The 25113-nt window shown below is 72.1% G+C and carries 29 protein-coding genes and 3 riboswitches; of the genes, 1 reads left to right on the forward strand and 28 read right to left on the reverse strand.

Annotation, left to right across the window (positions count from 1 at the left end; genetic code table 11):
- Positions 1-9: 9 nt before the first annotated feature.
- The 18 genes from crcB to L7N97_RS21205 all read right to left on the reverse strand — a co-directional run bounded on the left by crcB (position 10) and on the right by L7N97_RS21205 (position 14507).
- Positions 10-438, reverse strand: coding sequence for a fluoride efflux transporter CrcB (gene crcB, locus L7N97_RS21120; RefSeq protein WP_237480233.1), 429 nt, complete (start codon positions 436-438; stop codon positions 10-12).
- A 103-nt stretch (positions 439-541) separates the two neighbouring features.
- On the reverse strand, positions 542-757 hold the full coding sequence (locus L7N97_RS21125) for a hypothetical protein (protein ID WP_237480234.1): 216 nt from the start codon (positions 755-757) through the stop codon (positions 542-544).
- A 30-nt stretch (positions 758-787) separates the two neighbouring features.
- The gene (locus tag L7N97_RS21130; protein ID WP_237480235.1) at positions 788-1594 is read right to left on the reverse strand and encodes a universal stress protein; all 807 of its coding nucleotides are present in this window, start codon (positions 1592-1594) and stop codon (positions 788-790) included.
- Complete coding sequence (locus L7N97_RS21135) at positions 1591-1845, reverse strand: hypothetical protein (protein ID WP_237480236.1); 255 nt, start codon at positions 1843-1845, stop codon at positions 1591-1593. The genes L7N97_RS21130 and L7N97_RS21135 overlap by 4 nt, the downstream gene beginning before the upstream one ends.
- 105 nt (positions 1846-1950) lie before the next feature.
- Entirely contained in the window at positions 1951-2688 is a 738-nt protein-coding gene (locus L7N97_RS21140; protein ID WP_237480237.1) for a universal stress protein, read from the reverse strand.
- Positions 2689-2719: 31 nt separating this feature from the next.
- The gene (locus L7N97_RS21145; protein ID WP_237480238.1) at positions 2720-3502 is read right to left on the reverse strand and encodes a universal stress protein; all 783 of its coding nucleotides are present in this window, start codon (positions 3500-3502) and stop codon (positions 2720-2722) included.
- 52 nt (positions 3503-3554) lie between these two features.
- Positions 3555-3616: riboswitch (Fluoride riboswitch) on the reverse strand.
- A 30-nt stretch (positions 3617-3646) separates the two neighbouring features.
- Positions 3647-4399: a YoaK family protein gene (locus L7N97_RS21150; RefSeq protein WP_237480239.1), complete on the reverse strand. Its 753-nt coding sequence runs from the start codon at positions 4397-4399 to the stop codon at positions 3647-3649.
- A complete protein-coding gene (locus L7N97_RS21155) occupies positions 4369-4614 on the reverse strand; it encodes a hypothetical protein (RefSeq protein WP_237480240.1) in 246 nt (81 codons plus the stop codon). Before L7N97_RS21155 ends, L7N97_RS21150 begins: the two co-directional genes overlap by 31 nt.
- 101 nt (positions 4615-4715) lie before the next feature.
- Complete coding sequence (eno, locus tag L7N97_RS21160; RefSeq protein ID WP_237480241.1) at positions 4716-5987, reverse strand: phosphopyruvate hydratase; 1272 nt, start codon at positions 5985-5987, stop codon at positions 4716-4718.
- A 1-nt stretch (position 5988) separates the two neighbouring features.
- A complete protein-coding gene (locus tag L7N97_RS21165) occupies positions 5989-6189 on the reverse strand; it encodes a hypothetical protein (RefSeq protein WP_237480242.1) in 201 nt (66 codons plus the stop codon).
- A gap of 27 nt (positions 6190-6216) precedes the next feature.
- Positions 6217-6277, reverse strand: a riboswitch (Fluoride riboswitch).
- 41 nt (positions 6278-6318) lie between these two features.
- Entirely contained in the window at positions 6319-7584 is a 1266-nt protein-coding gene (locus L7N97_RS21170) for an MFS transporter (RefSeq protein WP_237480243.1), read from the reverse strand.
- Between the two features lie 7 nt (positions 7585-7591).
- On the reverse strand, positions 7592-7957 hold the full coding sequence (locus L7N97_RS21175) for a low affinity iron permease family protein (RefSeq protein ID WP_237480244.1): 366 nt from the start codon (positions 7955-7957) through the stop codon (positions 7592-7594).
- A gap of 94 nt (positions 7958-8051) precedes the next feature.
- Entirely contained in the window at positions 8052-8942 is an 891-nt protein-coding gene (locus tag L7N97_RS21180) for a LysR family transcriptional regulator (RefSeq protein ID WP_237480245.1), read from the reverse strand.
- Between the two features lie 7 nt (positions 8943-8949).
- A complete protein-coding gene (locus L7N97_RS21185; protein WP_237480246.1) occupies positions 8950-10482 on the reverse strand; it encodes a MutS-related protein in 1533 nt (510 codons plus the stop codon).
- Between the two features lie 23 nt (positions 10483-10505).
- Positions 10506-12077 (reverse strand): MutS-related protein, encoded by a 1572-nt coding sequence (locus L7N97_RS21190; RefSeq protein WP_237480247.1) that lies wholly within the window; start codon positions 12075-12077, stop codon positions 10506-10508.
- A gap of 19 nt (positions 12078-12096) precedes the next feature.
- Positions 12097-12156, reverse strand: a riboswitch (Fluoride riboswitch).
- A gap of 265 nt (positions 12157-12421) precedes the next feature.
- Positions 12422-12730 carry a hypothetical protein gene (locus L7N97_RS21195; protein ID WP_237480248.1) on the reverse strand — a complete coding sequence of 103 codons (309 nt, stop codon included), beginning with the start codon at positions 12728-12730 and terminating at the stop codon, positions 12422-12424.
- 147 nt (positions 12731-12877) lie between these two features.
- Positions 12878-13468, reverse strand: coding sequence for a tyrosine-protein phosphatase (locus tag L7N97_RS21200; RefSeq protein WP_237480249.1), 591 nt, complete (start codon positions 13466-13468; stop codon positions 12878-12880).
- Positions 13461-14507, reverse strand: a complete 1047-nt coding sequence (locus tag L7N97_RS21205; protein WP_309242833.1) for a MurR/RpiR family transcriptional regulator — start codon at positions 14505-14507, stop codon at positions 13461-13463. The genes L7N97_RS21200 and L7N97_RS21205 overlap by 8 nt, the downstream gene beginning before the upstream one ends.
- A gap of 27 nt (positions 14508-14534) precedes the next feature.
- Here L7N97_RS21205 and L7N97_RS21210 point away from each other — a divergent pair, with 27 nt between their 5' ends.
- Positions 14535-14750, forward strand: a complete 216-nt coding sequence (locus L7N97_RS21210; RefSeq protein WP_237480251.1) for a hypothetical protein — start codon at positions 14535-14537, stop codon at positions 14748-14750.
- Positions 14751-14891: 141 nt separating this feature from the next.
- Here the strand turns inward: L7N97_RS21210 and L7N97_RS21215 are convergent, their stop codons facing one another.
- The 10 genes from L7N97_RS21215 to L7N97_RS21260 form a co-directional block, all read right to left on the reverse strand.
- The gene (locus L7N97_RS21215; RefSeq protein ID WP_237480252.1) at positions 14892-15575 is read right to left on the reverse strand and encodes a Crp/Fnr family transcriptional regulator; all 684 of its coding nucleotides are present in this window, start codon (positions 15573-15575) and stop codon (positions 14892-14894) included.
- 103 nt (positions 15576-15678) lie between these two features.
- The gene (locus L7N97_RS21220; protein WP_237480253.1) at positions 15679-16035 is read right to left on the reverse strand and encodes a hypothetical protein; all 357 of its coding nucleotides are present in this window, start codon (positions 16033-16035) and stop codon (positions 15679-15681) included.
- A gap of 5 nt (positions 16036-16040) precedes the next feature.
- Positions 16041-16766 carry a copper-binding protein gene (locus L7N97_RS21225; protein ID WP_237480254.1) on the reverse strand — a complete coding sequence of 242 codons (726 nt, stop codon included), beginning with the start codon at positions 16764-16766 and terminating at the stop codon, positions 16041-16043.
- Between the two features lie 124 nt (positions 16767-16890).
- A complete protein-coding gene (locus L7N97_RS21230; protein WP_237480255.1) occupies positions 16891-17181 on the reverse strand; it encodes a copper-binding protein in 291 nt (96 codons plus the stop codon).
- A gap of 32 nt (positions 17182-17213) precedes the next feature.
- A complete protein-coding gene (locus L7N97_RS21235) occupies positions 17214-17657 on the reverse strand; it encodes a cupredoxin domain-containing protein (RefSeq protein WP_237480256.1) in 444 nt (147 codons plus the stop codon).
- Between the two features lie 220 nt (positions 17658-17877).
- Positions 17878-19290, reverse strand: a complete 1413-nt coding sequence (locus L7N97_RS21240; protein ID WP_237480257.1) for a multicopper oxidase family protein — start codon at positions 19288-19290, stop codon at positions 17878-17880.
- Between the two features lie 37 nt (positions 19291-19327).
- Positions 19328-20833: a TolC family protein gene (locus L7N97_RS21245; protein WP_255722278.1), complete on the reverse strand. Its 1506-nt coding sequence runs from the start codon at positions 20831-20833 to the stop codon at positions 19328-19330.
- Positions 20834-20844: 11 nt separating this feature from the next.
- Positions 20845-21216, reverse strand: a complete 372-nt coding sequence (locus tag L7N97_RS21250) for a hypothetical protein (RefSeq protein ID WP_237480259.1) — start codon at positions 21214-21216, stop codon at positions 20845-20847.
- Positions 21217-21995: 779 nt separating this feature from the next.
- A complete protein-coding gene (cueR, locus tag L7N97_RS21255) occupies positions 21996-22529 on the reverse strand; it encodes a Cu(I)-responsive transcriptional regulator (RefSeq protein ID WP_237480260.1) in 534 nt (177 codons plus the stop codon).
- Complete coding sequence (locus L7N97_RS21260; RefSeq protein WP_305069263.1) at positions 22526-24862, reverse strand: heavy metal translocating P-type ATPase; 2337 nt, start codon at positions 24860-24862, stop codon at positions 22526-22528. The genes cueR and L7N97_RS21260 overlap by 4 nt, the downstream gene beginning before the upstream one ends.
- Positions 24863-25113: the final 251 nt, after the last annotated feature.

Consider the following 25113-nt stretch of genomic DNA (forward strand, 5'->3'; position numbering starts at 1 on the left):
GTGCGGGCATCAGTCCTCCTCGATGCTGGCCTGAACGATGGGCACGGCGCCGCCGTTCAGTGCCGCGCCGGCGAGGTGGCCGAGCGCCACGGAGGCCAGGCACAACGCGACCGAGGCCGCGACGTTGACCGCGGCGCGGCCGTAGGCGCCGGCGCGCAAGAGGTCGAGCGTCTGCAGGCTGAAGGAGGAGAAGGTCGTGAACCCGCCGCAGAAGCCCACCATGACGAACAGGCGGGCGACCTCGGGCGCCGGATAGCGGCCGTGCGCCAGCGTCAGCGTGCCGAACAGCCCGATGACGAAGGAGCCGGCGACGTTGATGACCACCGTGCCCCAGGGCAGCGTGCCGCTGATCGGCGCGAGGGCCAGTGCCAGCAGATAGCGCGCCACGGTGCCGAGCGCGCCGCCCGCCGCCACGGCGAGGACCGTCACGAGGTCCATGGCGCACGCTCGGTGTTCGCGCCAGCTGCTGCCTGCGCTGTCCTCATGAGGAAGACACCGTCTCTTTCCCTTCGCATGCTGATCCGCTCTGCCGTTCCGCCGCTCACCAGTTCATCGTGCTCCAGCCCGTCACTTGACCGGGCTGCATGTCGAGCAGCGCGAACACCTTGTCGGGCACGCGCTCGACGTCGAGGACCTCCGCGAAGGGGTCGTGGTTGCGCAACCCCTTCTCGGCCTCGGCCCGGTCATCGACCGCCACGATGTAACAGAGCAGCCGCTCGTGGCGGCGGCACCAGAACTTCCATCCACCTCGTTCCATTCCCTGCTCCCAGTTCAAAGCCCCGCGCCGTCAGTGCACGAGGAATACCGGCATCGTCGCCTCGCGCAACACGGTCTCGCTGACACTGCCGAACAGCCAGTCGAGCAAGCGCCCGCGCCGGAACGCGCCCATCACGAGCCAATCCGCGTCCCCGGCGGCCGAGAGCAACGCGTCCCCGCGCGAGCTTTCCTCGGCGTCCACCGCCGAGAAGTCGGCGGCGAGGCCGAGATCGCGAAACAGCGCTCGCGCGCCGTCCAGGGCGGCGTCGTCGCCTCCGTCGATAGCCAGGATCCGGATGGCCTCGGCCCGCTCCAGCCAGGGCCGCGCGTCCGCGATCCCGCGGCGACAGGCTACATCCTCGTGCCAGCCGACCGCGATGCGGCGCACCGGCCGGTGCCGCCAGCCGCGGGGCACGACCAGCACCGGGCGGCCGGTGTCGAACAGCGCCGCGTGGAGGGCTTCCTGCGCCTCGCCCGCATAATGCCGCTCGGGCACGGCAGCGGCGATCAGCGCCGCGCCGGCGGCGTGGGCGTCGATGGCCGTCGTCTCGGTTCCCCCCGCGTCGATCCAGCGGAAGCCCGCAGGGCCGAGCGCGGCCACGACCGCGTCGTAGGCGTCACGCACGGCCCGACGCTCCTCCGCCTCCCCGCGCAGGATAGCGGCGCGGCGGTCGTCGGTGAGGATCTCCTCGGTCGGCAGGATGGTGGAGGCGGGATCGACGGCGACGTGCAGCGCCGCGACCTCCCCCCCGACGGCCTCGGCGGCCGCGAGAGCGGCTTCCAGGCAGGAGCGGACGCCGTGCCGATCGGCCAGCACGGCCAGGATGGTCGTCGTCATGTCCATGCCTCCGTTCGATCGAACATCGTGCTCCAAGCGCCGCGGCGGGACAGCAACATGGCCGGCGCCTGGTGAGCGTCTCTCCGCTGTTCCGCACCGTCCCGTCCGTCGGCCGGGCCAGTCCCCCCCGACGACAGCGAGACGGGGTGGGCCATGGATCGGAACGCGACGAGCAGCGTCGCGAGATCCGCCTCCAGATCATCCTCTTCGACGGCGAAGGGTTCACCCCTACGGTATCGATCGTCGATCATGTCCTCCCCCCGTATCTTACGCCGACAGTCAAGTCCTGCTCTGCAAGACAATCCAATTGGCTTCTCCGATGATCTCGTCCGCTCCGCTCGATCGATGGCGCGAACTCAGCGGGACACGAGCAGGGCCGTCGAGGAATCGTCGATCAGGCGGGCGAGAAGCGTAAGCACGGTCGGTGCCCGCCAGTGGGCCGGCCCTCCGAGACCGACCACGATCAGGTCGGCCCCGACCCGCCGCGCCAGCGGCGCGAGGGCGCTGTCGGCATCGTCGACGCTCGTCTCCGCCCGGACCCTGACGCCGCGACCGGCGAGACGGCGCATCACGGTCGCCGGCGACCCGTCGTCGAGCGGGACGAGCACGACCTCGTCCGCGGTCTTCAGCAGCGGCATCGCGTCGTGGATCGCACGCGTGCTGGCGCGGTCCGCCCGCCAAGGGAGGAGGATGCGCCGCCCCGCTGGCCCCGCGCTCCCGTCGGCCTCGATCAGCACGGGAGGGCCGAGGGCGCCGAGCGCGGGTGCAGAGACGCCGGAACGATGAGGCGAAGTCGCGGCACCCCGTCCGGCGATCACGAGATCGGCCGACAGCGTGCGTTCGAGCAGCCCGGCCGGATCGGTCGGGGCCATCTCGTGGTGCCCATCGACCCTGCCGAGCCGGAACGCGGCCCGCATGTCCTCGACGAATTCGAGGGAGGTCGGAGACGTCGCCATGCCGAGCGCATCGGGCGCACACAGGTCGAGCACGCGGAGGCGCGCCCGGCAGGCGGCCGCGCGCGAGACGGCCTTGGCCAGCAGCGCCGGAGCGCCCGGCGTCGTCGAGTCGAGGCAGACGATCAGATCCACGACCATGCCGCTTCCTCCCCGTCCTATGGTGTTCCGCTCAATGAGACAGCAGCACGGGCAGGAGGTCTTGGCCGAGCAGGTCCTGCGTCGCGCCGCCGAACAGGCGCTCGGCGATACGCGGATGGCCGTAGGCGCCCGCGACGATGAGGTCCGAGCGCTCGCGGTCGAGGCTGGCGAAGAGGGCCGACAGCCAGTCGCCGCGGCCGTCGTCGCGCCAGCCGTCGACGACCACCTCCGCGCCGTGTCGATGCAGGTGGGCGGCGAACCCTTCCACCGCCGCGTCGCCCAGTCCGTAGCGGGCGTCGAAGGTGAACAGGGCCGTGCGTACGGCATCGCGCAGGAAGGGCAGCGCGTCGTGCGCCGCGCGGGTCGCCTCGCCGGTGCCGTTCCAGGCGACGGTCGGACGTCGGCCGATCGCGCGGGCGGCGTCCCAGCCGACGGGGAGCAACAGGAGCGGCACGCCCGCGGCGAGCAGAAGGCGGCCGGGGAAGTCGACCGGCACCGCTCCGGCGTTTCGCCGATCCGGCTGGGTCACGACGAGCAGGTCCGCGTCATGAGCGAAGAAATCGCGCGCGGCACTCGCGTCGGGCGGAACGTCGCGGTGGCCGTGGGCGACGCCCGCCCGCGAAGCGGCCTCCTCAAAGGAGGACTGCAGACTGTCCCGGCAGAGCTGCCAATCTCCGTCGAACGACACCGCGGGAACGAGGTTCACGGCGGTGAGGCGGGCTTCGAACCTGCGCGCCAGCTCGACGGCGGCATCGACCCGCGCCGACGTCGCCGATCCAGTGTCCAAGTAGACGACGATGTCACGATAAGTCATTTCACCCTCCGTCGGTCGATTGCGGAAGGCGTAGCTCCGCATCTACCAGCAATGTCGTGCAGAAGTGATCAGCCCTGGAGGCGGTCGAAGGCGGACTCCATCGCCCGATGTCTCGACCCGGGAAATGTAGTCTGACTCTGACCATCACGGCGGGCTCCACTCTGTGGTCTCGCTCGCGTCGGCCCTCACGAGGAGGGCGGCCGCGACCGGCGCCGCCGCCACGACGAAGAACCCCGCCTCGCCCCACCACAGCAGGACGCTGGCCCCGGCCAGCGCGCCGAGGATGAAGCCGGCGAAGAGAGAGCCCGACTTGGCGAGCCGCACCTCGTCGGTCCGCCGGGGGCCGTCGCGGCGCGTCCCGCCCGCGACGTCGAAGACGAGGTGGCCGATCTCCCGGCCGAGGTCGGTCACCATGCCGGTGACGTGGGTGGTGCGGACCTGGTCGCCGAGCAGCGCGCTGCTGGTCGCGTTTTGCTGGCCCATGGCGAAGGCGAGCAGCAGCACGGCCGCGAACTCGGCACCCCCGCCCCGGCCGCAAGCCGCCAGGGCCAGGCCGGCCGACGCCACCAGGATGCCCTCGACGATCAGCAGGGACCGCAGCGTGCCCGTTTCCGGTCGCCCCTCTCGGATCGCGATGAACAGCCCGCAACCGACCGCGCCGGAGAGGAAGCTCGCGACCAGCGCGATGCCGAGCATCGCGGCATTGCCCCGCCCGTGCATGAGGTGACCCATCACGGAGGTGGTGACGCCCGAAACGTGGGACGTGTCCCGCCCCGTCGCGGCGACGCCGATGCCGTTGACGGCACCGGCCACGAGGGCCAACCATGCCGCCACGACGGGCTGCGCCGCGACGGGGCGGGACACCATCAGCGCGGGGCCGCGAGGCTGTGAAGCCACGCGAGGACATCCGCATAGCGCGTCTCCGCGGCTGTCCGGCTCGTGAACTTGCGCCGGCTGGTCAGCGTCTCAGCGGCGTCGTCGGTATCGGGATCGAAACTGGGCAGATACCGAACGGTCACCTCGAACTCGCCGTCGACGAGCCTGTCCATCTCGACCTTCTCGGTTTCGTCGCCTGCCCCGGCGACCTCTTCCTTGATCTCGTTCTCTGGCATGGTGATGTTATCCTCTGATGGTTGTTATTTCCGACAATCGCCGGGAGGGCCGTTGCAGGTGGAAGAACCTCGGACGTGATCGCCCGATCCGTGTCGGTCCGTCACACCGCGAAGGGGTTCCTGAAGTCGGGGTCGCCGAGTTCGCGCTCGATCGCCAGTAAGCGATTGTATTTGGCGATCCGCTCCCCCCGGCACGGCGCACCGGCCTTGATCTGCCCGGTGCCGAGCCCGACCGCGAGGTCGGCGATGAAGCTGTCGTCGGTCTCACCCGACCTGTGCGACACCACGCAGCGCCAGCCGGCTTCCCGGCACAGCGCTACAGCCGTCATCGTCTCGGTCAGCGTGCCGATCTGGTTCGGTTTGATCAGAGCGGCATTGGTGCTCCGCTCGCGGATGCCGCGGCCGATGAGGGCCGGGTTCGTCGCATAGAGGTCGTCGCCGACGATCTGGAGGCGACCGCCGGCCGCCGCCGTCTGGTCGCGGAACCCGTCCCAGTCGTCCTCGGCGAAGCCGTCCTCGATCGACACGATCGGGTAGGCGGCGGCGAGCCGGCCGTAGAGGTCGAGCAGCGCTCCGGACGACAGCCGGCCACCCCCGTCCCGGAGGGCATAGCCGTCGCCGTCGCGGAACCCCGTCGCGGCGGGGTCGAGCGCGATGGCGACGTCGCGACCGGGCTCCAGGCCGGCCCGGCGGATCGCCTCGACAAGGAGATCGCAAGCTTCCACGGCCCCGGCGAGGCGGGGCGCGAAGCCGCCCTCGTCCCCGACCGCGGTCGACTGGCCGGCCGCCCCGAGCAGCGCCTTCAGCGCGGCATAGACCGCGACGCCGAAGCGCAGGGCCTCGGAAAACGTCGGCGCGCCGACCGGCACCACCATGAACTCCTGCATGTCCAGGCCGCTGTCGGCATGCGCGCCGCCGTTGATGACGTTCAGCATCGGCATCGGCAGGCGCCGCGCCGCGACCCCGCCGAGATAGGCGTAGAGCGGCAGGCCGGCGTCGAGAGCTGCGGCTCGGGCGATGGCGAGCGAGGTGCCGAGGATCGCATTCGCACCCAGCTCCCGCTTGTCCGGGGAGCCGTCGAGCCGGCACATCATGTGATCGAGCATCGCCTGCCGCCGGGGATCGTGACCGATGAGCTTGGGGCGGATCCGATCCTCGACGCTCGACATCGCGCCGATCATGCCGCGGCCGGCGTAGCGAGCAGCGTCGCGGTCCCGGCGCTCGCGCGCCTCTGCCGAGCCGGTGGACGCGCCGGCTGGAACCGAGGCCGAGCCCACGAGGCCGTTCTCCAGCGTCACTTGGACGTCGAGAGTGGGATTGCCGCGGGAGTCGAGGATCTCCAGCGTCCGGATATCGGCGATGCGGGACGCCATCTCAGGCCTCCCCGGTGAGGAGGAGGCGGATCGACGGCCGGCAATCGACAGTCAGGCCGTCGGATTTCAGACCCAAAACCGCTTCGGACGCACGGGTGATCACCGCACGCAGGTCGCGCTCGTCGACGCGATCAGCTGCCATCATGAGACGAACGATAGGTTCGTCTAAAAGCTGATCGAGGGTGGGGGAGTTAGCCTGCATGGCGCACCTCTGCTTTTCCCAAAACGGGCCTAAGCAGGAGTCATCAGCCACAAGGCAGTTAAACGGGAACCCCATCCCGGTATCATCAACGTAACGCTTCGGCGCTGACCCGGCAAGCCCCCTTTCACCTCATTTCGACATGGGGGGTCGTCCGAAAGCGCGGTCCCCGCCGAGGACGAAGCAGGCGAGCGCCGATGCGATGGCGGCGGCGACGATGGGGAAGGCGATCCTGTAGCCGAGCCACCCAATGAGGGGACCAGCTAAGATGGGGCCGCCCGCGTGGCCGACGTCCCACAGGCTGCCGAAGACGCCCATCGCCGCGCCGTAGCCGCCCCGGGTGGCGCGGTCGCCGATCAGCGCGGTGGTGGACGGCGTCACCATGGCGGTGCCGGCCCCGAACGCGGCGCAAAGGGCGAGGAGCCCGGCATAGTCGCTGCACCACGGGACCGCCGCCAGACAGAGGATGCAGAGGCTCATCCCCGACACGATGACCGGATGCCGGCCGACGCGGTCCCCGAGGGCGCCCATCGGTCCGCGGAGCAGGATGGAAGCGACGCCCTGCACGCCGAACAGCCATCCCACATCGACGACGCGGATGCCGATGCCGGTCGCGTAGAGGGGAAGGTAGGCCTGCAGCATGCCCACGCCCGCGTAGAGCGCGCCCTCGGCGAGGCTGGCGAGACGGATGCCCGGGTCGCCGAGGATCTGCGCGAGCCCGCGGCGGAGATCCGCGAGCACGTGTCGGGAGGCGCCGCTCCGCTCCGGGGCGCCGCCGCCCGGCAACGGCAGCAGGGCGAGCAGGGCCGCGACGCCGATCAGCCCCGACACGACGAAGGCCGGAGTGAACCCAACCCACGCCAGCACCGCGGCGCCCAACACCGGACCGAGCACCACCCCGGCGTTCTCGGCCGCGCCGTAGAGGCCCAACCGGCGCCCGCGCGCCTCCGGGTAGAGGCTCGCCACGCGGGCCGAGGCGGCAGGTGCATAGAGCGCAGTCGACAGGCCGTGGTAGAGGCGCAGGGCGAGGAGCTGCGGCCAAGCCGCGACGACCAGATAGAGGAATGGCGCCGTGGCCTTCACGCAGAGGCCCGCCAGCATCAGTCGCCGGAAGCCGAACAGGTCGGCCAGTGCGCCCGATGGGAGCTTGACGAAGATGCCGGTGACCGTGACGGCCGCGACCAGCAGGCCGATGACCGCGGCCGGGGCGCCGAGATGCGCGGCGTACAAGGCCGTGAGCGGGCTGCGCGCCATCTCGTAGCTGAGGCGGCCGAGGAAGCCGATGGCGCACAGCAGCACGAAGGCCCCGGGCCGCCGCGCCGCAGCGTCGGGCGCATTCGTCTCACCCTGGTCGGCGCCGTCGTTCGAAGGGGTCCGATTTTGGTCCGGGGATGTCACGGCGGCCTCACGCTTCCGGGTCGGGGCACGGCTTCGGGCCGAAGCGCGCCCTGATCGCCTCGATCTCACGATCGGTCATGCGCTCGATGCCGATGTATCGGTTGTCGGCCGCCACCAGCGCGGCCAGCAGCGTGTCGAGCTTGGCGTGCATGGCCTCGCTGTCGCGGTTCTGGGCGTTCTGGATCAGGAACACCATCAGGAACGTGACGACGCTGCTGACCGTGTTCATGATGAGCTGCCACGTGTCGGAGAAGCCGAGGGCGGGTCCAGCGACGGACCACAGCAGGACGACCGCGAAGGCGAGCGCGAACACCGCCGGGCGCCCCGCCGCATTGGCGATCCAGGTCGACGTGGTGGCGAAGAGACGGTTCATCGGGGCTCTCCGCCGGTGTGTCGGGCGTTGAAGGCCGCCAGTCGCGGCCGATGGCACCAGGATGCCGGGCGGAGGCCCGCCCGGGTCGGCGCCGTCACGGGGCCGCCCCCCGCCCACGCATCACGTCGAGGAAGGCCTCCTCGGCGCGGCTGCGGTAGCGGTCGCGGTGGCGCAGCGCCGTGAAGGCGCGCTCCGGCAGCGGCGAGCCGACCTGCACCAGCAATCCCGCCTCGATCGACGGCGCCGCCACAGAGGCCGAGAGCGCCGTCGCGCCGAGACCGGCCTCGACGGCGCCCCGCACGGCCTCGTTGGACGGCAGCTCGCAGGCGATCGGCAGGCGTTCCAGCACGCCGGCCGCGACGGCGGCGGCCTCGAAGATCGAGCGCGTGCCCGAGCCGCGCTCGCGCAGCACCCAATCGCTGTCCGGCCAGGCGTCCGGCGCCACGGCCGGCCGTTCGGCCCAGGGGTGACCGGGGGCCACGACCACCACGAGCCGGTCGCGCGCGACCTCCTCGGCGAGCAGCGCGGGGTCGTCGACATGGCCCTCGACGAAGCCGATATCGGCGGCTCCCTCCCGGACACCCGCCGCCACCTCGGCGGTGTTGCCGATCCGCAGGCGCAGGTCGATGCCCGGGTGGGTCCGGCGAAAGGCGACGAGGTGGCGCGGCAGCCAATAGCTCGCGATCGTCTGACTCGCGTAGACGTTGAGCGTGCCGCGCTTGAGCCCGCTCAGCTCGGCTAGCACGCGCTCGGCCGCCTCGGCGCGGGCCAGCACGGCGCGGGCCTCGCCAAGAAAGAGCGCGCCCGCCTCGGTGAGCGCGATGCCGCGCCCGACGCGGTGGAACAGCGTGGCCCCGTGCCGGCCTTCGAGGGCCGAGACGGCCGCGCTGACGGCCGACTGCGCCATGTTGAGCGCCTCGGCGGCGCGGGTGACGTGGCAGCGTTCCGCCACGGCCACGAAGATGCGGAGCTGTTCCAGTGTCATGAGTGGCTCACTGTCCGGCCCGTGCCGGTTCGGGTTCTACCGCGGGCGCCAGGGGCTGGAATACGGCGGCGAAGAGATCCGGACCGTAGCTCGTCCGCAGCGGCTCGCCCTCCGTCACAACGAAGGAGCGCGTCCCGTTCTCACCCCGCGCCGCGCGGAGAAACAGGGTCGCACGCCCGCCGCGGTCCCGGAAGGCGCGCGCGAGGGCATATTGGTGTGTCACGAAGGCGACCCGGATGCCACGGGCCAGCAGCGCCGCCACGATCTGGCGGGCCACCTCCGAGCCCTCCCGCTCGTTGGTGGCGGCGAAGGACTCGTTAAACAGCACCAGCGCGTTGGGGACCAGCGCGTCGGCGATGGCCGACATGCGCGCGAGCTCCTCGTCGAACTTGCCACTGCGGAGCGAGGCGTCCTCCTCGCGGCGCCAGTGCGTGAAGACGCGCTCCGGTACCTCGCTCGCGAAGGACCGCGCCGCCACGAACAGGCCGCAGCGCATCATCAGAGCGGCGAGACCGAGGCTGCGCAGGAAGGTCGACTTGCCGCCCCGGTTGGCGCCCGTGACGATGACGAGGTCGCGACCGTCCGCCTCCAGCGCGTTGCCGACGATCCCGTGCCCGAGCCCGAGGGCCAGGCAGGGATCGCACAGGCCATCGGCCGAGAGCGCGCGGTCGCCGGGCGGCTTCGCCTCCGGAAAGCAGGTCGGGCTGCCTGCTGCCGCGAGCGCCTCGTGGAGGTTCAGCGCGCCGACGTAGAAAGCGAGTTCGGAGCGCAGCGCGCGGAAGAAGCCGATGACGTGCTCGGTCGAGCGCGCGACGGCGCCGCTCGCGACCGCCACGCCGCGATCGCGCAGCTCGGCCAGCGCGCGTGCCCCGCTCTCGTCGCGCGGCGCGAGCGTGAAGTCGTAGCCCTCGGGGGCGCGGCCGACGAGCCGCGCCAGACGGTCCCGGCGCAGGTCGGCCCGGCGCAGGGTGTAATCCTGCCCGGCGTTGCCCGGGCCGAGGCGTGCGCTCATCAGTACGCCGCCCGGAAAGGTCAGGCGATTCAGGGTGCGGTCGACTCCGGCGAGGTAACGCTCGTCGAGCTCGCGGCGCAGCATCGAGAACAGGGTGGCGAGTCCCGCCGAGCGGAAAGCGGTGCCTTCCCGGTCCGCCACGGCACGCAGGCGCCGGAGGAAGCCCGAGAGCACGCCCATCAGCTCGACGGCGCGGGTCAGCACCATGGAAGGCGAGCGGAAGAGGGCGCCGATGCCGCCCTTGCGCTCGGCCTCGATGGCGTCGACGGTCAGCCCGTAGAGCTCCCGGATCACCTCTGGGCGGGCGATGGCGTCGCGCAGCACTTCCTGGCGGTGCCGGATGGTGGCGAGATCGGGGGTACCGGCGAGCAGCACGGCACGCGCCGCATCGCGCAGGCGCTCGTCACCCTTGGCCATCGCGTCGACGAGGGTGGTCAGCGCGAGGTCGCGGACGAGATCGCCGGTCCCGGGAGGGTCCGGGCGGTCCCAGTCGAAGTCGCGGTCGGGGTGGAGCAGCAGGGCCTGCATGGCGTTCGGCTCGCGTCGGTGCTTCAGAAGTGGAGGCGGTCGCTCAGGGCCGCATAGGTCAGCCTGTGCTTCTCGGCGATCGCGAGCGCGTAGCTGCGCCCGTCGGCGGGCCGCCGCACGATCTCGAAGGTGCGGCGCGCGGGGTCGTCCGGCACCACCGTGCTGACGGCGCTGACGATCGTGGGACTGAGCGCGACCAGCTCGTCGAGGAACGTCACCAGCACACAGAGGGCGTCCAGGGCGACGACGCGCCGGAGCACCTCGCCGGCCAGGAACACGGCGTCGTCGAGGGTGGTCGAGCTGAAGATCTCGTTGAGCACGATGACGGAGGCCGACGTCGCGGCCCCGAGCAGGTCGCGCACCCGGACGAGGTCGTCCTCGAGCTTGCTACGCCGGTCCGCGACGCTCTCCTCGCGCTCGAAGTGGGTGAGGACGGCGTCGGCGAGGTGGAGCGTGGCGGCGCTGCCCGGCACGGGCAGCCCGAGGCTGGCGAGGTGATGCATCTGGCCGAAGGCGCGGGCGAAGGTGGTCTTGCCCCCCTGGTTCGGGCCCGACACGAGAAGGATGCGCTCGCCGGCCGCGAGGTCGAAGCCGTTGGTGACGACCGGCGCCCCTTCCCGGACGAGCCGCGTCGCCAGCACGACGTCGAAGCCGTCCCGGCTCGACACGGCTTTCTCGCACGTCACCGTAGGCAGGCAGAAGCGCAGGCCGGCGCGCCGCAGGGGCGCGATGGCGTCGCGGTAGGCGAGGAAGAACTGGAGTTCGCGGTCGACACGGCACAGCGTCGCACCGATCGCGCCCCGGGCGCCCTTCGCCAGCGCGGCCAGACGGGCGAAGAGTTCGGGCTGGAGGCGTGCCACGAACTCCAGGATCACGTCCTCGACGGAGTTGAGGTCGGGAGCGTCGCGCGGCTCGGGCGACCGTTCGGCTGGCGTGTCCTGGCGGAACTTGGCGAAAAGCGCCTCGACCTCGGCGCCCTGATCGTGGCCGCCCCCGTGCCGCTCGACCCGCAGGCCGCCGCCGTAGACCTTTACGTCGTAGCGCACAGCGGCGAGGCCGGCCGCGACTGCCTCCGTCTCGCGACGGAGCGCGCCAAAGGCCTCACTTCCGACGAGAGCGGACAGGAATTCGCCGAGGCTGCGGAGGCCAGACGACGAGCGGGAGCACCGGCCGAGCGCATGGGCGAAGGTCGCGAGGCCCTCGCAATAGCGTTCGAGCCCGGCGAGCAGGAGACGACGCTTCCGCAGCTCGTGGCGACGCCGGTCGGCCTGCGCAAAGCTATCGCGGACGCTTTGCATGGCGTCGGAGAACGCCTCGCAGACCCGGGCCGTCGCCTCGTCGTACAGGTCCCGGACGACTGCCTGCCGATGACGGACGGCTTCGATCTCGACGAGCGGCGCCCCGTACAGCGGCGCCAGCGCGTGCTGCTCGCGCCCCGCGATCAGCCCGGCCACGAAGCCATCGAGGGCGAGGTCGTGAAAACAGTCGGGCGGACGAGCGGCCTCTTGCGCCTCTGCTTCGGTTCGCCAGAGCAGGCTCACGAAGACCGGGAAGGAGGCCTCACAGCTTGGAGTTGTTGCGGTCGAATCGTCCACGGCGAATGCTCCCGGTCCCAGTCCGGCAGGAGTCATCAGCCACGCGGCGTTTACGGGGAACCCCATCCCCTCCGGTCGAAGACCAGTACCTTTCAAACTCCACGACGCCGTCGAAGGTTCCCCGCCGGGCCAGCTCCGAAAGACACCTTTCCCGTCCGTGCATGGAAGCGGACCACGATCCTCGCGGCATCACGCCAGCCGTCAAAATGCTGACGCATTCTGACGGGTTACGTCGCACAAGCGGCGGCGTGCACTCGCACTGGCCAGCGGTTGGGAGTTTCGACCGCTGGTATCAATGCGTCGGACGTCACAGGCATGCCGGATTTGGCCACGATGCCTGAAGATCATACGAGAGGGCGAGACGCCTGCGCCCGCGGCTGCTCGGTCTGGACGGCCCAACTCTCCCTGAGCAGATTGGCGTCGAACGCGTCGATGACCTTCGCGACGTACCACCCCCGATGCAAGGAGTTGGGGCTGGCCGGTCCGTCGGCCACGGTCGTGACCCGGACGAAGCGGCCGCTCGGCGCCTTCAGGACGACGTCGATGATCCCCGCGGCGTCGTTCGCGACCTGCGCGAAGGGCACACAGGTTTCCGCCCTCAGTTCCTCTCCGTCGACCTCGAAGACGGCGAGGTGGCTGTCGTCGGCGCTCACGGCGCGTCTCTGAAGCATAGCGATCCTCATCTGTTGGCCTCGACGTCGCGGAGCCAGCCTTCGCATCAGCCCCTAACCCAGTCGGTTCGACGACGGTTCGGCGCGAGGCCGCCGCGCCGCGCCCTGGCCGGGCCTGTCCCGCGCCGCTCAATCGGGTATGCCCTTGCCGACGACCTTCGCGAAGGTGCGGTCCATCGCGCCGGACCGGCTGATCAGCCAGGGGAAATGGCCGTAGCGGAAGGAGAGCTGCCCGGCGGCTACCTCGGGGGAGCGATGGAGCACCAGGCGCTCGTAGAGCGCGGCCGCGAGGCCGGAGCGATCCGCCCCCGCCTCGCAGTGGATCAGCAGCGGCGCCTTCGCGCCCTCGAGATCACGCACCAGGGCTGCCAGCGTCGCTGCATCCGGCTCGTGATTGGCCGACAGCGGCACGCTCACATAGGCGGCCCCGGCGCGGCGCACGGCTTCCGCTTCGGCGTCGTACCAGGGCCGGCCCGGGTTGGCCCCGCGCAGGTTGATGACGGTGGCGATGCCGTGCTCGGCCATGAAGGACGACAGCCGGCCGGCGCCGAGCTGGCCCGAGCGGTAGATCCCCGGCTCGAACTCGTGGACGTTGCCGGTCAGGCGGAGCAGGCCGGCCCAGCCCGCGACCGACAGGGGCGGCCCGAGGAGCAGCGCGGCCAGGACGAGCGCGACGCGGCGACGGCGGCGGGCGGCATGCGATGAGGGCGCGTCAGCCACGGCGGCCTCCCTCGGTCCGGCCCCGCCGCGGCGGGTCGAGCTCCGCGCGCAGCGTGCCGAGCCGGTCGAGCGTCGCGAGCGCACCGTCGCCGGCCGCCGCCGTCAGCCCGAGAACGAGGGCTTCCAGCGCCGCCAGCGTGCCCCCGTGCAGCGCGGCCCGGCCCGCGGCCCCGCGCGGCACCGCCAGCACCACGTCGGCCAGCGCCGCGAGGCGATGGTCGCCCTCGCCCGTCATCAACACGGCCGGCAGGCCGAGCCGCCGCGCCTCGCCGAGCACGACGGCGATCTCGCGATAGGGCCGCCCGTAGGCGAGTGCCAGCAGGGCGTCGCCGCGACCGAGATCGAGGAGCTGGTCGGCGAGGCCGCGGCCGGTGCGGTCGAGCAGCAGCGTGCGCCGGCCGGCGCGGCCGAGCGGCACGGCCGCGTAGCGGACGAGGTGGGCGGTCGGGCCGATCCCGAACAGGGCGATCCGCTCCGAGCCGGCGAGCGCCGCAACCGCGGTTGCGAGGGCGTCGCGCGTCCCCGGCGTTCGCAGCGACCGGAGCGCCGCCTCCTGTGCGTCGAGCACAGCGTCCACCGCGTGGCCGACATCCGCCCCGACCTCGCCGAGGGTGCGGCGCATCTCGTCGGCGGGCGTCGAGGGCGGATCCAGCGACTCCGCCAGCGCCCGCTTGAGCTCGGGGAGGCCCGCGTAGCCGAGCGCGCGCGCGGTCCGCACCACCGTCGCATCTGACGTGCCGGCGAGCCCCGCAATGCCCGCGGCCGAGGCGGCGAGCACGCGGGCCCGATGTCGATCCATATACCGGGCCACTTTCAGGAGGCTCGGCGCTAGCCCCGCCGCCGATTCGTCGAGCCTCGCCCGAAACGCGTCCCCGCCCAATGGCGCCACCTCCATATCGTAAATACTACTCGATCCTACACGGTCGAAGCAGAAGCGACAATCACCCAGGCGCGAGGCCGATGCCGCTTCGGAGAGTGACATGTGGAAAGTCACACAGAACCCGCGCCCAACATCGACGATCTTTCCCTCGCTCGCCATGAGCGAGCGGAAAGAGTGAACCGATCCATGAAGAAGATCCTGTCCGTCCTCGCCGTGCTGGCCACCGTGGCTCCCGCTTTGGCGGACCCGCACGAGACCGGCATCCGCAGGAAGGATTACGACAGACACGAGAACCGTGACGTGCAGGCCCAGGGCCGCTCGGCCATTGCGAACGACACAGCCGACGGGGCGCGGGCCGAATACCTTCCGCCCCCGCGAGGCCGCGACGCCGGAATACGCTGATCGACGCCCACGCCGAACTCCGGCCTCGGTCGCCCCGCCACGTCATTCGGCGAAGGAGGATGGCCGGTCTCCAAGGGCAGATCGGACGATCCAAGAGCGAGCACCCGGCCGGTCAGGCCGGGTGCTCGCTCACGCCTCGGCTCAGGCGCCACGCCTCCGGCCGAGGCGGTCGGGCGCCGCGACGGTCAGGGTGCGCCCGGAGACCGCGACGATGCCGAGCCGGCGCAGGCGGCTGAGCTCCTTCGTGATGGCCTCCCGCTGCGTCCCGGCCCGGGTCGCGAGCGCCTCGTGCGTCATCATCCGCACCGGCCGGGGCGCACGGCCCACGTCCGCCCCGGCCAGCCGGAGCAACTCGGCGTGGATTCGCTCACGCGTCGAGAAGGTCGACGCCTCCGCCAGCCGCTGGCTCACCCGCCCGAGCCTGCGGCCCATGGCGTCCAGGGCCGCGAGGGCGAAGTCCGGGCAATCCGCCGCGCGCTGCCTGAAGCGTGCCTGATCCAGGAACCAAGCCGAGGCATCCTCGTCGGCCCTGACCGTGACGGCCCCGCCGTCGACGTCCAGAGACGCGCCCTCGCCGATGATGTCGCCGGCTTCGAGGTCCGTCAGGAAGACGTCGATGCCCTGGGGCGTCGGCATGGTGACCGTCGCCCGGCCCCACTCCAACAACACCACGGGCGCATCCCCGTCGCCGTCGACGCTGATCCGGCCGCCCTCGGGCAAGGCGGTGCGGCGGCCCCCGAAAGCACGGGGATCGGCAACGACGAGGTCGAGCAGCGTCGGCCGCCGGTCCCGAGGGGGCGGTCCGTTCGTATCGTCAATCTGCATGCTGATTCGTTCCGGCGAGCGGCGCGAGCCCGGATGCTCCACCCCGTGGCGGTGCGGCGGGCAAGGCCGGCGATGAAGGGACCGAGGGAGACTGGCGGCGAACTCAGGCGAGCCGCGGAGGCCTCTCGGGCGCTTCTCGCGCGCATCCGTCCAGCGTTTGCCGGGGCACCCGGCCGTGGCGGCATGCGGCGCACCGGCGCGGCGGCGACAGGGCCTCGGGCGCGGCGCATGGCGCCTGCCAGCTGTCCGACGGACAGGGCGCTTCGCCGTGGCCGACGGCCTCGCCGCGGTCTTCGACCATCGCCGGGCTCTGCCCGTCCGGCGCCGCGACCGAGACGCCGGCCGCGCCGGGACAGGAGGGCGACCTCTCGGCCGCGTGGCCGGGCACGGGGCTGAATGCCGCGCCGAACAGGAACAGCAGCGCGGCGAACAGCCGGAGCCAGAGGTCGGTGGACCGCACGCCGCTCAGCGCGCCGGCTGGATGCGCGTGATCAGGGTCTGGCCGTTCACCTGCTCGGCCGAGAAGCGCACCCTGTCGCCGGCCTTGAGCCCCGCGAGCGCGGCGGGGTTCTGGAGCCGATACGCCATGGTCATGGCGTCCATGTCGATGTTGGGAATGCGCGCGTGGTCGAGCGTCACCTTGCCGGAGGCGGGGTCGACCTTCTTGACCGTCGCGGCCACCAGGGGCGCGCTGAAGGCCGGAGCGGCCGACACGGGTGCCGGGACCGCCGCCGCTGCCGGCTCGGGGGCGGGTGCGGCGACCGGGCGGGTGAGGTCCGCGGCGCTCTGCCGGTCGAGCGGTCCGGAACCGGGCGGCGGCTGGTCGGGCTGGGCCCGATAGCCCACCTCGCGCGACCTGACCTGCCAGTCCCTGAGGTCGTCGATGCTCCTGCGGGCGTCGCCGCCGACGCGCTGCGCCATCTCGCGCAGGTGCCTGTCGCCGCCGTAGTCGAGCTGCGTCTTCGACAGGAACACGAGTTCCTCCTCGGCGGCGGCAAGCAGGGCGGCGAAGTCCTGATCGGGATCGCCCGCGAGCTTCTCGTCGCGGAAGCGGCCGGCCATGACGTCGCGCACCCGGGCGAAGGCGGCCGGCGCACCCCGGGCGGCTTGCGCCATGACGGCCGGCCCCGGTTCGAGCAGCAGGGATGCGGCGAGCGCCAGCGCCGCGGCGCCGAGGATCTTGCGTTTCATGATCGTGTCTCATCGAGGAGGGGGAGCCCGGCACATGGCGCGGCTGGCACCGCACGACCCGCCGGGGTCTTTCACGTTCTCGCGACGTCAGGCCCGCGGCTCACGCGCGACGGGCCAGACCGCTCTACTTGGCTCTCTCGATCTTGGTCACGACGTACTTGCCATCGACTTCCGCAGGTTCGAACTTGACCTTGTCACCGGCTTTGAGTCCCTTGAGCATCGCGGGATCCTTGGCGGTGTAGACCATCGTCATGTCACCCATATCGAGCGCCGGGATGGGACCGTGCTTCAGCGTCACCTTGCCGGCCGCGGCGTCCACCTTCTGCACGTCGCCGTTCACCGTGGCGGCGAGCGCGCCGCTCGCCGCGCCGAGCGCGACCGCGAGGGCGACCAGCCCCGTCGAGATCCTGTTCATCTTGCGTGCTCCTGAGATGTTCTGACGCGCTTTCAGCGCACGATCACGGTCGAGTGCATGCCAGCTTCGTAATGGCCCGGCACAAGGCATGCGAACTCGAAGGTCCCGGGCTTGCTGAACTTCCACAGCACGTCCGCGGTCTGCCCGGCGGGGACCGATTTGCCGTTCGGGTCGTCGTGCTCCATGCCGGGATGCTTTTCCATCGCCAGCTTGTGCGTCGCGTTATGCTCGACGGTGTCGAGCATGAACTCGTGGTCGGCCTTGCCGGCGTTGGTGATCTTGAAGCGCACCTGCTCGCCCGCCTTCACGTCGAGCTTGGACGGGAAGAAGACCATCTTGCCGTCGTCCGTCTCGCGCATCGTCACCAGGACGAGGCGGGCCGGTTTGGAGGCGTCGCCAGGCTCCCCCGCACCGAACTCATGCGCATGCCCGGGGGCGCCCGGGCCCGCTGAAGCGGCAGCGGCGTATCCCACCATGAGGGTCAGGGCCGCGACCCATACTGCGACATTTCTCATCGTCTGCTGTCTCCATCCGTGTTGTTCGTGTCCGCGAGCGGGCCGGACCGATGGCGCGCTTCGGCCCCCGGCCCGCTCGACCTCGCTGTCGCGTTTCCGCGACCGGGCGATCCGCATGGCTGCGGTCCGCCCTCCAAAGCCGTCGCGGCCCGCCGCTCCGGCCTGTCCCGTGTTCGTTTGGCTAATGCTCCATGCCGCCAGTCGCCGCGGTCCTACGCCGGGGATCGACGACGCGGTAAGCGGCCGGTTTATCGCCCGGAGCGGGGGCATTCGGAGCCGACGCGGCACTCGGCGCGTCGCCGGCCCACTCGTAGGCGACCGTGCCCTCGGGATGGCGGTACCAGCCCGGATCGGCATAGTCGCCGGCCGCAAGGCCCGGACGCACCTTCATCACCGTGAACATGCCGCCCATCTCGACCGAGCCGAAAGGCCCGTCGCCGCCCATCATCGGTAGCGTGTTGTCGGGGATGGGCATCTCCATGTTGGCCATGGAGCCCATGCCGTTCGAGCCCATCGGCATGTAGCCCGGAGCGATGCGCTGGATGGCCTTGGCGGTCTTGCGCATGTCGACGCCGATGTAGGTCTTCACCGTGTGGCCCATCGCGTTCATCGTGTGGTGCGACTTGTGGCAATGCACAGCCCAGTCGCCCGGCACGTCGGCCACGAACTCGATCGAACGCATCTGGCCCACCGCGACGTCCACCGACACCTCCGGCCAGGACGCCCGCGGATCCACCCAGCCCCCGTCCGTGCCCGTGACGCGGAAGTCGACGCCATGCACGTGGATGGGGTGGTTCGTCATCGTGAGGTTGCCGACCCGAAGGCGCACCCTGTCCCCCTGCCGCACGACGATCGGGTCGATGCCGGGGAAGACGCGGCTGTTGAACCCCCAGAGGTTGAAGTCGGTCATGGTGTTGACCTTGGGCACGTAGGAGCCCGCCTCGATGTCGAAGGCGTTCAGCAGCCACACGAAGTCGCGGTCGACGCGCCGCTCGGCGGGGTCGCGGGGATGGACCACGAAGAAGCCCATCATGCCCATCGCCATCTGGACCATCTCGTCCGCGTGCGGGTGGTACATGAAGGTGCCGGAGCGCCGCAGGATGAACTCGTAGACGAAAGTCTTACCGGGCGGGATGCCGGGCTGGGTCAGGCCCACGACCCCGTCCATGCCGTTGGGCAGCGTTTGGCCGTGCCAGTGCACGGCCGTCGCCTCCGGTAGCCGGTTGGTGACGAAGATCCGGACCTTGTCGCCCTCGACCGCCTCGATGGTCGGCCCGGGCGACTGGCCGTTGTAGCCCCACAGGTTGGCCTTCATGCCCGGGCTCAGCTCGCGCACGACCGGCTCGGCCACGAGGTGGAACTCCTTCCAGTCGCCGCGCATGCGCCACGGCAACGTCCAGCCGTTCAGCGTGACCACGGGCTGGTAGTCCGTGCCGGACGTCGGCACCAGCGGCGGGCGCATGGCGCCGTCCGCCACCGTCGGCGCTTCCGGGATGCCCGCGGCCGCGGCCCGGCCGCTCACCGCCGCGGCGCCGACCAGCGCCATGCCGCCCGCCCCCGTGCCGAGGAAGCCGCGTCTCGATAATCCGCTCATGCCGCTCTCCGTTCGTTGGTGATGGTCCGCGCCGCGCTCATCCGCCGGCCGCCCCGGTGGGGCCCGGCGCCGCATCGGTAGTCGGCGCGGCCGCTTCCGGCGCGCCCGGGCCGAAGCCGCCCCCGACCACCGAGGCATCGAGGTCGGCCGCTGCGATCCAGAAGTCGCGCTGCGCCTCGATGGCCTGGATGTTCGACAGGATGCGGGTGCGCGCGTCGATGATGAGCTGGCTGACGTCGGCCAGCATGCCGCTGAACTGCAGCACGGACTGGTCCAGGATCGTCTTGTTCAACGGCAATACGGTCCCCTGGTAGTGCCGCGTGATGTCGTATTCGCCGCGGTAGCGCCCGTAGGCTTCGCGAACTTCGGACCGTGCCGAGATCGCCCGCTCGGCGAGCCTCTGGGCGGCCGCGAGATAGGCTTCCCGCGCGCCCCGCACCGTTGTCTCGCCGAAATCGTAGATCGGCACCGCGAAGTCGATCGACGGACCCCGACGCTGGATGTCGTCGCGGGCGATCGTGGGGCTGCCGTCCGGGGCGACACCGGCCTTGACCGTCGACTCCGGGTTGCTGGTGAAACCCAGGTCGAAGGCGCTCACGAAGCGGGTGGCCGTGCCGAGGTCGTACTGGCCCGCGAGGGCCGCGAGGTCGGCCTTGGCCACGAGAAGGTCGATGCGCCGGCGCAGCGCCTCGGCCTCGGTCGCACCGCTCTCCCGGGGTCGGCGCGGCAGGGGCGGCAGGGCGGAGGGCAGGCTGAACCCGAGGTCCGGGCCCCACAGGCCCAGGCGCCGCACAAGCGCTTCCCGCTCCACCCGCTGCCCGACGCGCGCCTTGGCGAGTTGGGCGCCGATCTCCGCCGTGAAGGCGTGCTCGCGCGCCTGCTCGAGCTTGTTCAGCGCGCCGCTCTCGCCGAGTTGCGTCGCCAGCGTCGAGGCCGCCTCGGCGCTGCCCAGGGCCTGCTCCAGGAAGGCCACCGACTGGCCCGCCGCGACGGCCCGGAAATATTGCCGCCGCGTTTCGGCCGCGAGGGCGAGCGCCTGCTCGGCCGCGCGGTCCTGCGCGGCCCGGAAACGTCGCTCGGCGATCGCCTTCCGGGACGGGAGCGTCGCGAGGTCGAACAGGCTGGCGACAAGCGCGTATGTGATGTCGATCTCGCCGGGGCCGGTCAGACGGGCGTAGGTGAAGCGCGGCACGGGCGGCAGCGTGGCCTGCACATAGGCCGCCTCGGACACGCCGAGGTCGTGGAAGGCTGCCTGCAGGCCTCGGTTGCTCAGCAGCGCGACCTGCACGGCCGCATCCGGCGAGAGGCGGCTCCGGAGCAGGCCGGCGACCGCGCGCCGTGCCGCCCCGGCCTCGGCCTCGTCGGACACCTTGGCGACCGACCTGCCGGTGTCGGCCGACACCGTCGCGGCGACGCGGCCCATGCCGCCGTCGGGCGAGAAGGCCGCGCAGGCCGACAGGGCGAGCGCCGCACAGGCCGACAGGGCCGGAGCCGCGCACCGCGTGGTCGCTGCGCTCAGGGCGCATCGGGCCGGGGTGGCCATGGCCGCAGCGCTCACCGCATGCCCTCCGGCGCGGCCGGCCCGGGTCCGGGCACTGCCTTCGGCCCGACCGCGCGGTTGAGCGCGACCCAATCTTTGGGGCCGACGACGCCGAAGCGCTTCAGTCCGGCCGTGACCGGCACGTAGCGCAGCCGGGCGCCGCCCCGTGCGGGATCGGCCGGGGCCAGCAGCGACGGATAGGTCTGCGCCGCCGCACCGGCGGCACTGAGGAGCAGCAGGCCGAGCGCTCCCGAAAGGGCCGCCGAGCGGCCCGCCGCGATCGGCCGAGCCCCGGGTCGGGAAGCCGCGCAGGGCTCGCCCGCATATGGCGGAAGGGGCGTGGGCCCGGTGCCCGGAGCGCATGCGGCTGTCGTCGAAGAGTTCATGATCGCTGAAGTCCAGGCACGGGCCGCCGACCGTTCCCCGGCGGGGAGCCGCGATGCGGGGCTCCTCCGTCGGTCGATCGTGCGGTCCGACAGGTGTGGGACGGTGCGCCCCGGGAGGTGGGAGGGGGCGCAGTGCTCTGATGATGCGTGCCAGCCGGGCGGGGCCGGATCCGTCACGCGTTCCGCATAGCTTCCCGGCCGGATTGCCCTAGGGCGTCGCGGCGGACGGGAACAGGTTCACGTGCCTCCCCGAGCGGACCCGCACGCCGGCGTGGCGGTGAATCGTCGCTCGCGCGAGGGGAAGGAATGTGATCTGGGGCGTGCGGATGCGCCGTCGCGGCCCGGTGCGCCCTGGCGTGTGGCTCAGGCCCGGTCGGATCTCGGAGGGCGCTCGGGCCCGCGCACTGCCAGCGAGGGCTCCGCGGCGTCGTCGCGCCGCTCGTAGGCGGCGAAGCTCACGCGCAGGGCGTCGGCTGATGGCTCTTCAGCGGCGAGAACCGCATGGCAGAAGGCGTCGCAGCATTGGCCCGCGGTAGGGCATCCGTGGCCCGGGCCGTCGCTCCGGTGGTGATGTCCAGCATGTGCCGGCGAGGCGACGATGTCGAAGGCATCGTCCGCGGCGTGCGACGCCAAGACAGCTCGATGAGCAGCGCCCGGGGGCTGCCCCGCGAGGGCTGGCGCGTGGCCGACGCCGAGCCCGCCCGCCACCAGGGCGAGGCAGAGCAGAGCCGTCTTGAGCCACGTCAAAAACATCGAGCAACCTCTATTTGGAAATCACACTATCGCGGCCGGCTTGTCAAGCATTCGGAGCCGTCCCGCCGTCCAGGCGAAGCAGACGAGCGGTCGGCGGGGCGATGCCCGTCCGTGCCGAGGCGCATCGGCGCGGCGGCGAGGCCGCGCGGCCTGCTGCCGGGCTCATCCCCTCGCTCCCGGGCGAGGTCCTCGATGATGGGGCACGGCGCCGCCGCATCGCCCTGGCAGGCTTCGGCGAGGGAGCGCAGCGTCCGGCTCATCTCCAGGAGTTCCGCCGCCTTCGCGTCGAGCGCCGCCACGTGGCGCAGCGCCAGACGCTTCACGTCTGCACTGGCCCGCGCCTCGTCGCGCCACAGGCCGAGCAGCTGCGCGATCTGCTCCATTGGGAACCCGAGGTCGCGCGTCCGCCGGATGAAGCGCAGCGTGCGCAGGTCCGCCTCCGTGTACTGCCGGTAGCCGGCCGCCGTGCGCGTGGCCGTCCCGATCAGCCCGCCCGCCTCATAGTAGCGGATCATCTTGGCCGACACGCCGGACGCCGTCGCGGCCTCGCCGATGTTCATGCCGGCCTCCCCACGTCCGTGCCGGCCGCCGGCCGCCAGCGGCGCAGCAGCAGCGCGTTGCCCACCACGCTGACGGACGACAGCGCCATGGCGGCCCCGGCCACCACGGGGTCGAGGTGGCCCAGCGCCGCTAGCGGGATGCCGATCACGTTGTAGGCGAAGGCCCAGAACAGGCCCTGGCGGATCTTGTTGTAGGTGCGGCGCGAGATGTCGAGCGCGTCCGCGACGAGGCGCGGGTCGCCGCGCATCAGCGTGATCGCGGCCGACTGCATGGCCACGTCCGTGCCGGTCGACATGGCCATGCCGACGTCGGCGGCGGCCAGCGCCGGCGCGTCGTTGACGCCGTCGCCCACCATGGCCACCACGGCGCCGCCGCGCCGCGCCGCCGCCACGGCCTCGCTCTTCTCCGCGGGCAGCACCTCGGCCCGCACCTCGGCGATGCCGACCGCGCGCGCCACCGCCTCGGCGGCGCCCCGGTTGTCGCCCGTTATCAAGACGGTGCGCAGCCTCATGCGGGTGAGCGCCGCAACCGCATCGCGCGCCGCCGGTTTGAGTGCATCGCCGAAGGCGAGCAGGCCCAGCACGCGGGCGCCGGACGGCGCCTCCTCGACGAGCCACGAGACCGTGCGCCCTTCCCGAGCCAGCGCCTCGGCCCGTGGCGTCGCCGCCGCGTCGAGGCCCAGTTCGGCGAGCAGGCGCGGGCCGCCCATCTGCAGGCTGCGGCCCCCAACGCGGCCCGCGACGCCCCGCCCCGGCAGCGCGCGGAAGCCCGACAGCGCCGGCACGGTGATCCCGCACGCGGCCGCGGCCTCTGTCACGGCGCCCGCGAGCGGATGTTCGCTGCCGCCCTGCAGCGCCGCTGCCAGCGCCAGGAGAGCGGTCTCGTCCTCGCCGGCTTCGGGCTCGACGGCCGCGAGCGCCGGCCGACCCTCCGTCAGCGTGCCGGTCTTGTCGAACGCGACGGTGTCGACCCGCTGGGCGATCTCCAGCGCCTCGGCGTCCTTGATCAGGATGCCGGCGCGCGCCGCCGCGCCCGTGCCGGCCATCACGGCGGTCGGCGTCGCGAGGCCGAGCGCGCAGGGGCAGGCGATGACCAGCACCGCCACGGCGTCAAGGATCGCGGTCTCGGCCGAGGCCCCGGCCAGCAGCCAGCCCACCAGGGTCAGGGCCGCGATGCCGAGCACGGCCGGCACGAAGGCGGAGCTCACGCGGTCGACGAGGCGCTGGATCGGCGCCTTGGCGGCCTGCGCCTCCTCGACAGTGCGGACGATGCGGGCGAGGACCGTTTCGGCGCCGACCGCGAGCGTCTCGACCAGGAGCAGCCCGTCGCCATTGACAGAGCCGCCCGTCACGCGGGAGCCGACCTCCTTGCCGACCGGCCGGCTCTCGCCGGTGAGCATCGACTCGTCGACCTCGCTCGCCCCCTCCAGCACGAGGCCGTCTACTGCGACGCGCTCGCCGGGGCGGACCACCACGCGGTCGCCCACCAGCAGGCTTCCCGGCGCGACCTCCGCCTCGCTCCCGTCGGCGCGGCGCACGCGCGCCCGGTCGGGCTGCAGCGCCCCGAGCGCCCGGATGGCCGCGCCGGTCTGGCGCTTGGCCCGGCCCTCCAACCACTTGCCAAACAGCACGAGGGTGATCACGAGGCTCGACGCCTCGAAATAAAGGTGGGGCGAATGGCCCATCCCAGGGTGGAGATGCGCGGTGGCGAGCAGGTACAGGCTGAGCCCGTAGGCCGCCGAGGTGCCGAGCGCCACGAGCAGGTCCATGTTGCCGGCGCCGGCCCTGAGCGCCCCCCAGCCCGCCCGGTAGAACCGCGCCCCGAGCCAGAACTGCACGGGCGTCGCCAGCGCCAGCTGCAGCCAGCCTGGCAGCGGCGAGGCGCCCCCGAACAGCATCGGCAGCATGCCAAGCGCCAGCGGCGCCGACAGGATCGCGGCCGCGGCGACGTGGAGACGCTCGCGTCGCGCAGCCGCCGCCCGGCGGGCGTCGGCGTCGTCCGACGCGGCCCCGGCGACGACCGGTCCCGCCTCCGCCGCCTCGGACGGACGCGGGGCCACGAGCGTCGCGGGGTAGCCGGCCTTGCGGGCCGCGCCCTCGACGCTCGCGACGTCGAGCGCTTCGCCGAGGCGTGGTCGCACGCTCGCCCGCTCGGTCGTGAGGTTGACCGCGACGGCGGCGACGCCCGGCACGGCGCCGATCGCGCGCTCGACCCTGGCCACGCAGGACGCGCAGCTCATCCCCTCGACATCGAAGTACAGGGCGTCGCCCGCGGCGGCCTCGGCCGTGTCCCCCGCCGCGCCGCGTCTCGCCTCCGCAAATGCCATGGCCATGATGGCCTCCCCCTGTCCCTCGTGGTCCGATGCAGACGGATGGTCCATCCGTCTGCATCGGGCGGCCCACAAATCCCAAGCTGGTGCATCGACGCATCCGGAAGGCGTGCCTTCCGGATGCGTCGATGCACCGGAGACCAGCGAAATGGGGCTTCCCACCGTGGCAAGGTCAAGGGCGCCGGCGCGAAGAAAATCCGTCTTGACCTTGCCACGCGGGAAGGACGCACAGCATCGGACGGCCGCCCAGAGCA

The organism is Lichenibacterium dinghuense, assembly GCF_021730615.1.
In the GTDB taxonomy this organism is placed as follows: Bacteria; Pseudomonadota; Alphaproteobacteria; order Rhizobiales; family Beijerinckiaceae; genus Lichenihabitans; species Lichenihabitans dinghuensis.

Coding starts and splice junctions, on each gene's coding strand:
- cueR (WP_237480260.1), bottom strand. CDS start 22,529: ATGAACATCGGCGAGGCCGCGACGGCGTCCGGCGTGTCGGCCAAGATG.
- L7N97_RS21210 (WP_237480251.1), top strand. CDS start 14,535: ATGAAGAAGATCCTGTCCGTCCTCGCCGTGCTGGCCACCGTGGCTCCC.
- L7N97_RS21125 (WP_237480234.1), bottom strand. CDS start 757: ATGGAACGAGGTGGATGGAAGTTCTGGTGCCGCCGCCACGAGCGGCTG.
- eno (WP_237480241.1), bottom strand. CDS start 5,987: ATGGCGTCCCGCATCGCCGATATCCGGACGCTGGAGATCCTCGACTCC.
- crcB (WP_237480233.1), bottom strand. CDS start 438: ATGGACCTCGTGACGGTCCTCGCCGTGGCGGCGGGCGGCGCGCTCGGC.
- L7N97_RS21135 (WP_237480236.1), bottom strand. CDS start 1,845: ATGATCGACGATCGATACCGTAGGGGTGAACCCTTCGCCGTCGAAGAG.
- L7N97_RS21215 (WP_237480252.1), bottom strand. CDS start 15,575: ATGCAGATTGACGATACGAACGGACCGCCCCCTCGGGACCGGCGGCCG.
- L7N97_RS21225 (WP_237480254.1), bottom strand. CDS start 16,766: ATGAAACGCAAGATCCTCGGCGCCGCGGCGCTGGCGCTCGCCGCATCC.
- L7N97_RS21235 (WP_237480256.1), bottom strand. CDS start 17,657: ATGGTGGGATACGCCGCTGCCGCTTCAGCGGGCCCGGGCGCCCCCGGG.
- L7N97_RS21250 (WP_237480259.1), bottom strand. CDS start 21,216: ATGAACTCTTCGACGACAGCCGCATGCGCTCCGGGCACCGGGCCCACG.
- L7N97_RS21175 (WP_237480244.1), bottom strand. CDS start 7,957: ATGAACCGTCTCTTCGCCACCACGTCGACCTGGATCGCCAATGCGGCG.
- L7N97_RS21155 (WP_237480240.1), bottom strand. CDS start 4,614: ATGCCAGAGAACGAGATCAAGGAAGAGGTCGCCGGGGCAGGCGACGAA.
- L7N97_RS21240 (WP_237480257.1), bottom strand. CDS start 19,290: ATGAGCGGATTATCGAGACGCGGCTTCCTCGGCACGGGGGCGGGCGGC.
- L7N97_RS21260 (WP_305069263.1), bottom strand. CDS start 24,862: ATGGCCATGGCATTTGCGGAGGCGAGACGCGGCGCGGCGGGGGACACG.
- L7N97_RS21230 (WP_237480255.1), bottom strand. CDS start 17,181: ATGAACAGGATCTCGACGGGGCTGGTCGCCCTCGCGGTCGCGCTCGGC.
- L7N97_RS21140 (WP_237480237.1), bottom strand. CDS start 2,688: ATGGTCGTGGATCTGATCGTCTGCCTCGACTCGACGACGCCGGGCGCT.
- L7N97_RS21165 (WP_237480242.1), bottom strand. CDS start 6,189: ATGCAGGCTAACTCCCCCACCCTCGATCAGCTTTTAGACGAACCTATC.
- L7N97_RS21145 (WP_237480238.1), bottom strand. CDS start 3,502: ATGACTTATCGTGACATCGTCGTCTACTTGGACACTGGATCGGCGACG.
- L7N97_RS21205 (WP_309242833.1), bottom strand. CDS start 14,507: ATGGCGAGCGAGGGAAAGATCGTCGATGTTGGGCGCGGGTTCTGTGTG.
- L7N97_RS21185 (WP_237480246.1), bottom strand. CDS start 10,482: ATGCAGGCCCTGCTGCTCCACCCCGACCGCGACTTCGACTGGGACCGC.
- L7N97_RS21245 (WP_255722278.1), bottom strand. CDS start 20,833: ATGGCCACCCCGGCCCGATGCGCCCTGAGCGCAGCGACCACGCGGTGC.
- L7N97_RS21130 (WP_237480235.1), bottom strand. CDS start 1,594: ATGACGACGACCATCCTGGCCGTGCTGGCCGATCGGCACGGCGTCCGC.
- L7N97_RS21180 (WP_237480245.1), bottom strand. CDS start 8,942: ATGACACTGGAACAGCTCCGCATCTTCGTGGCCGTGGCGGAACGCTGC.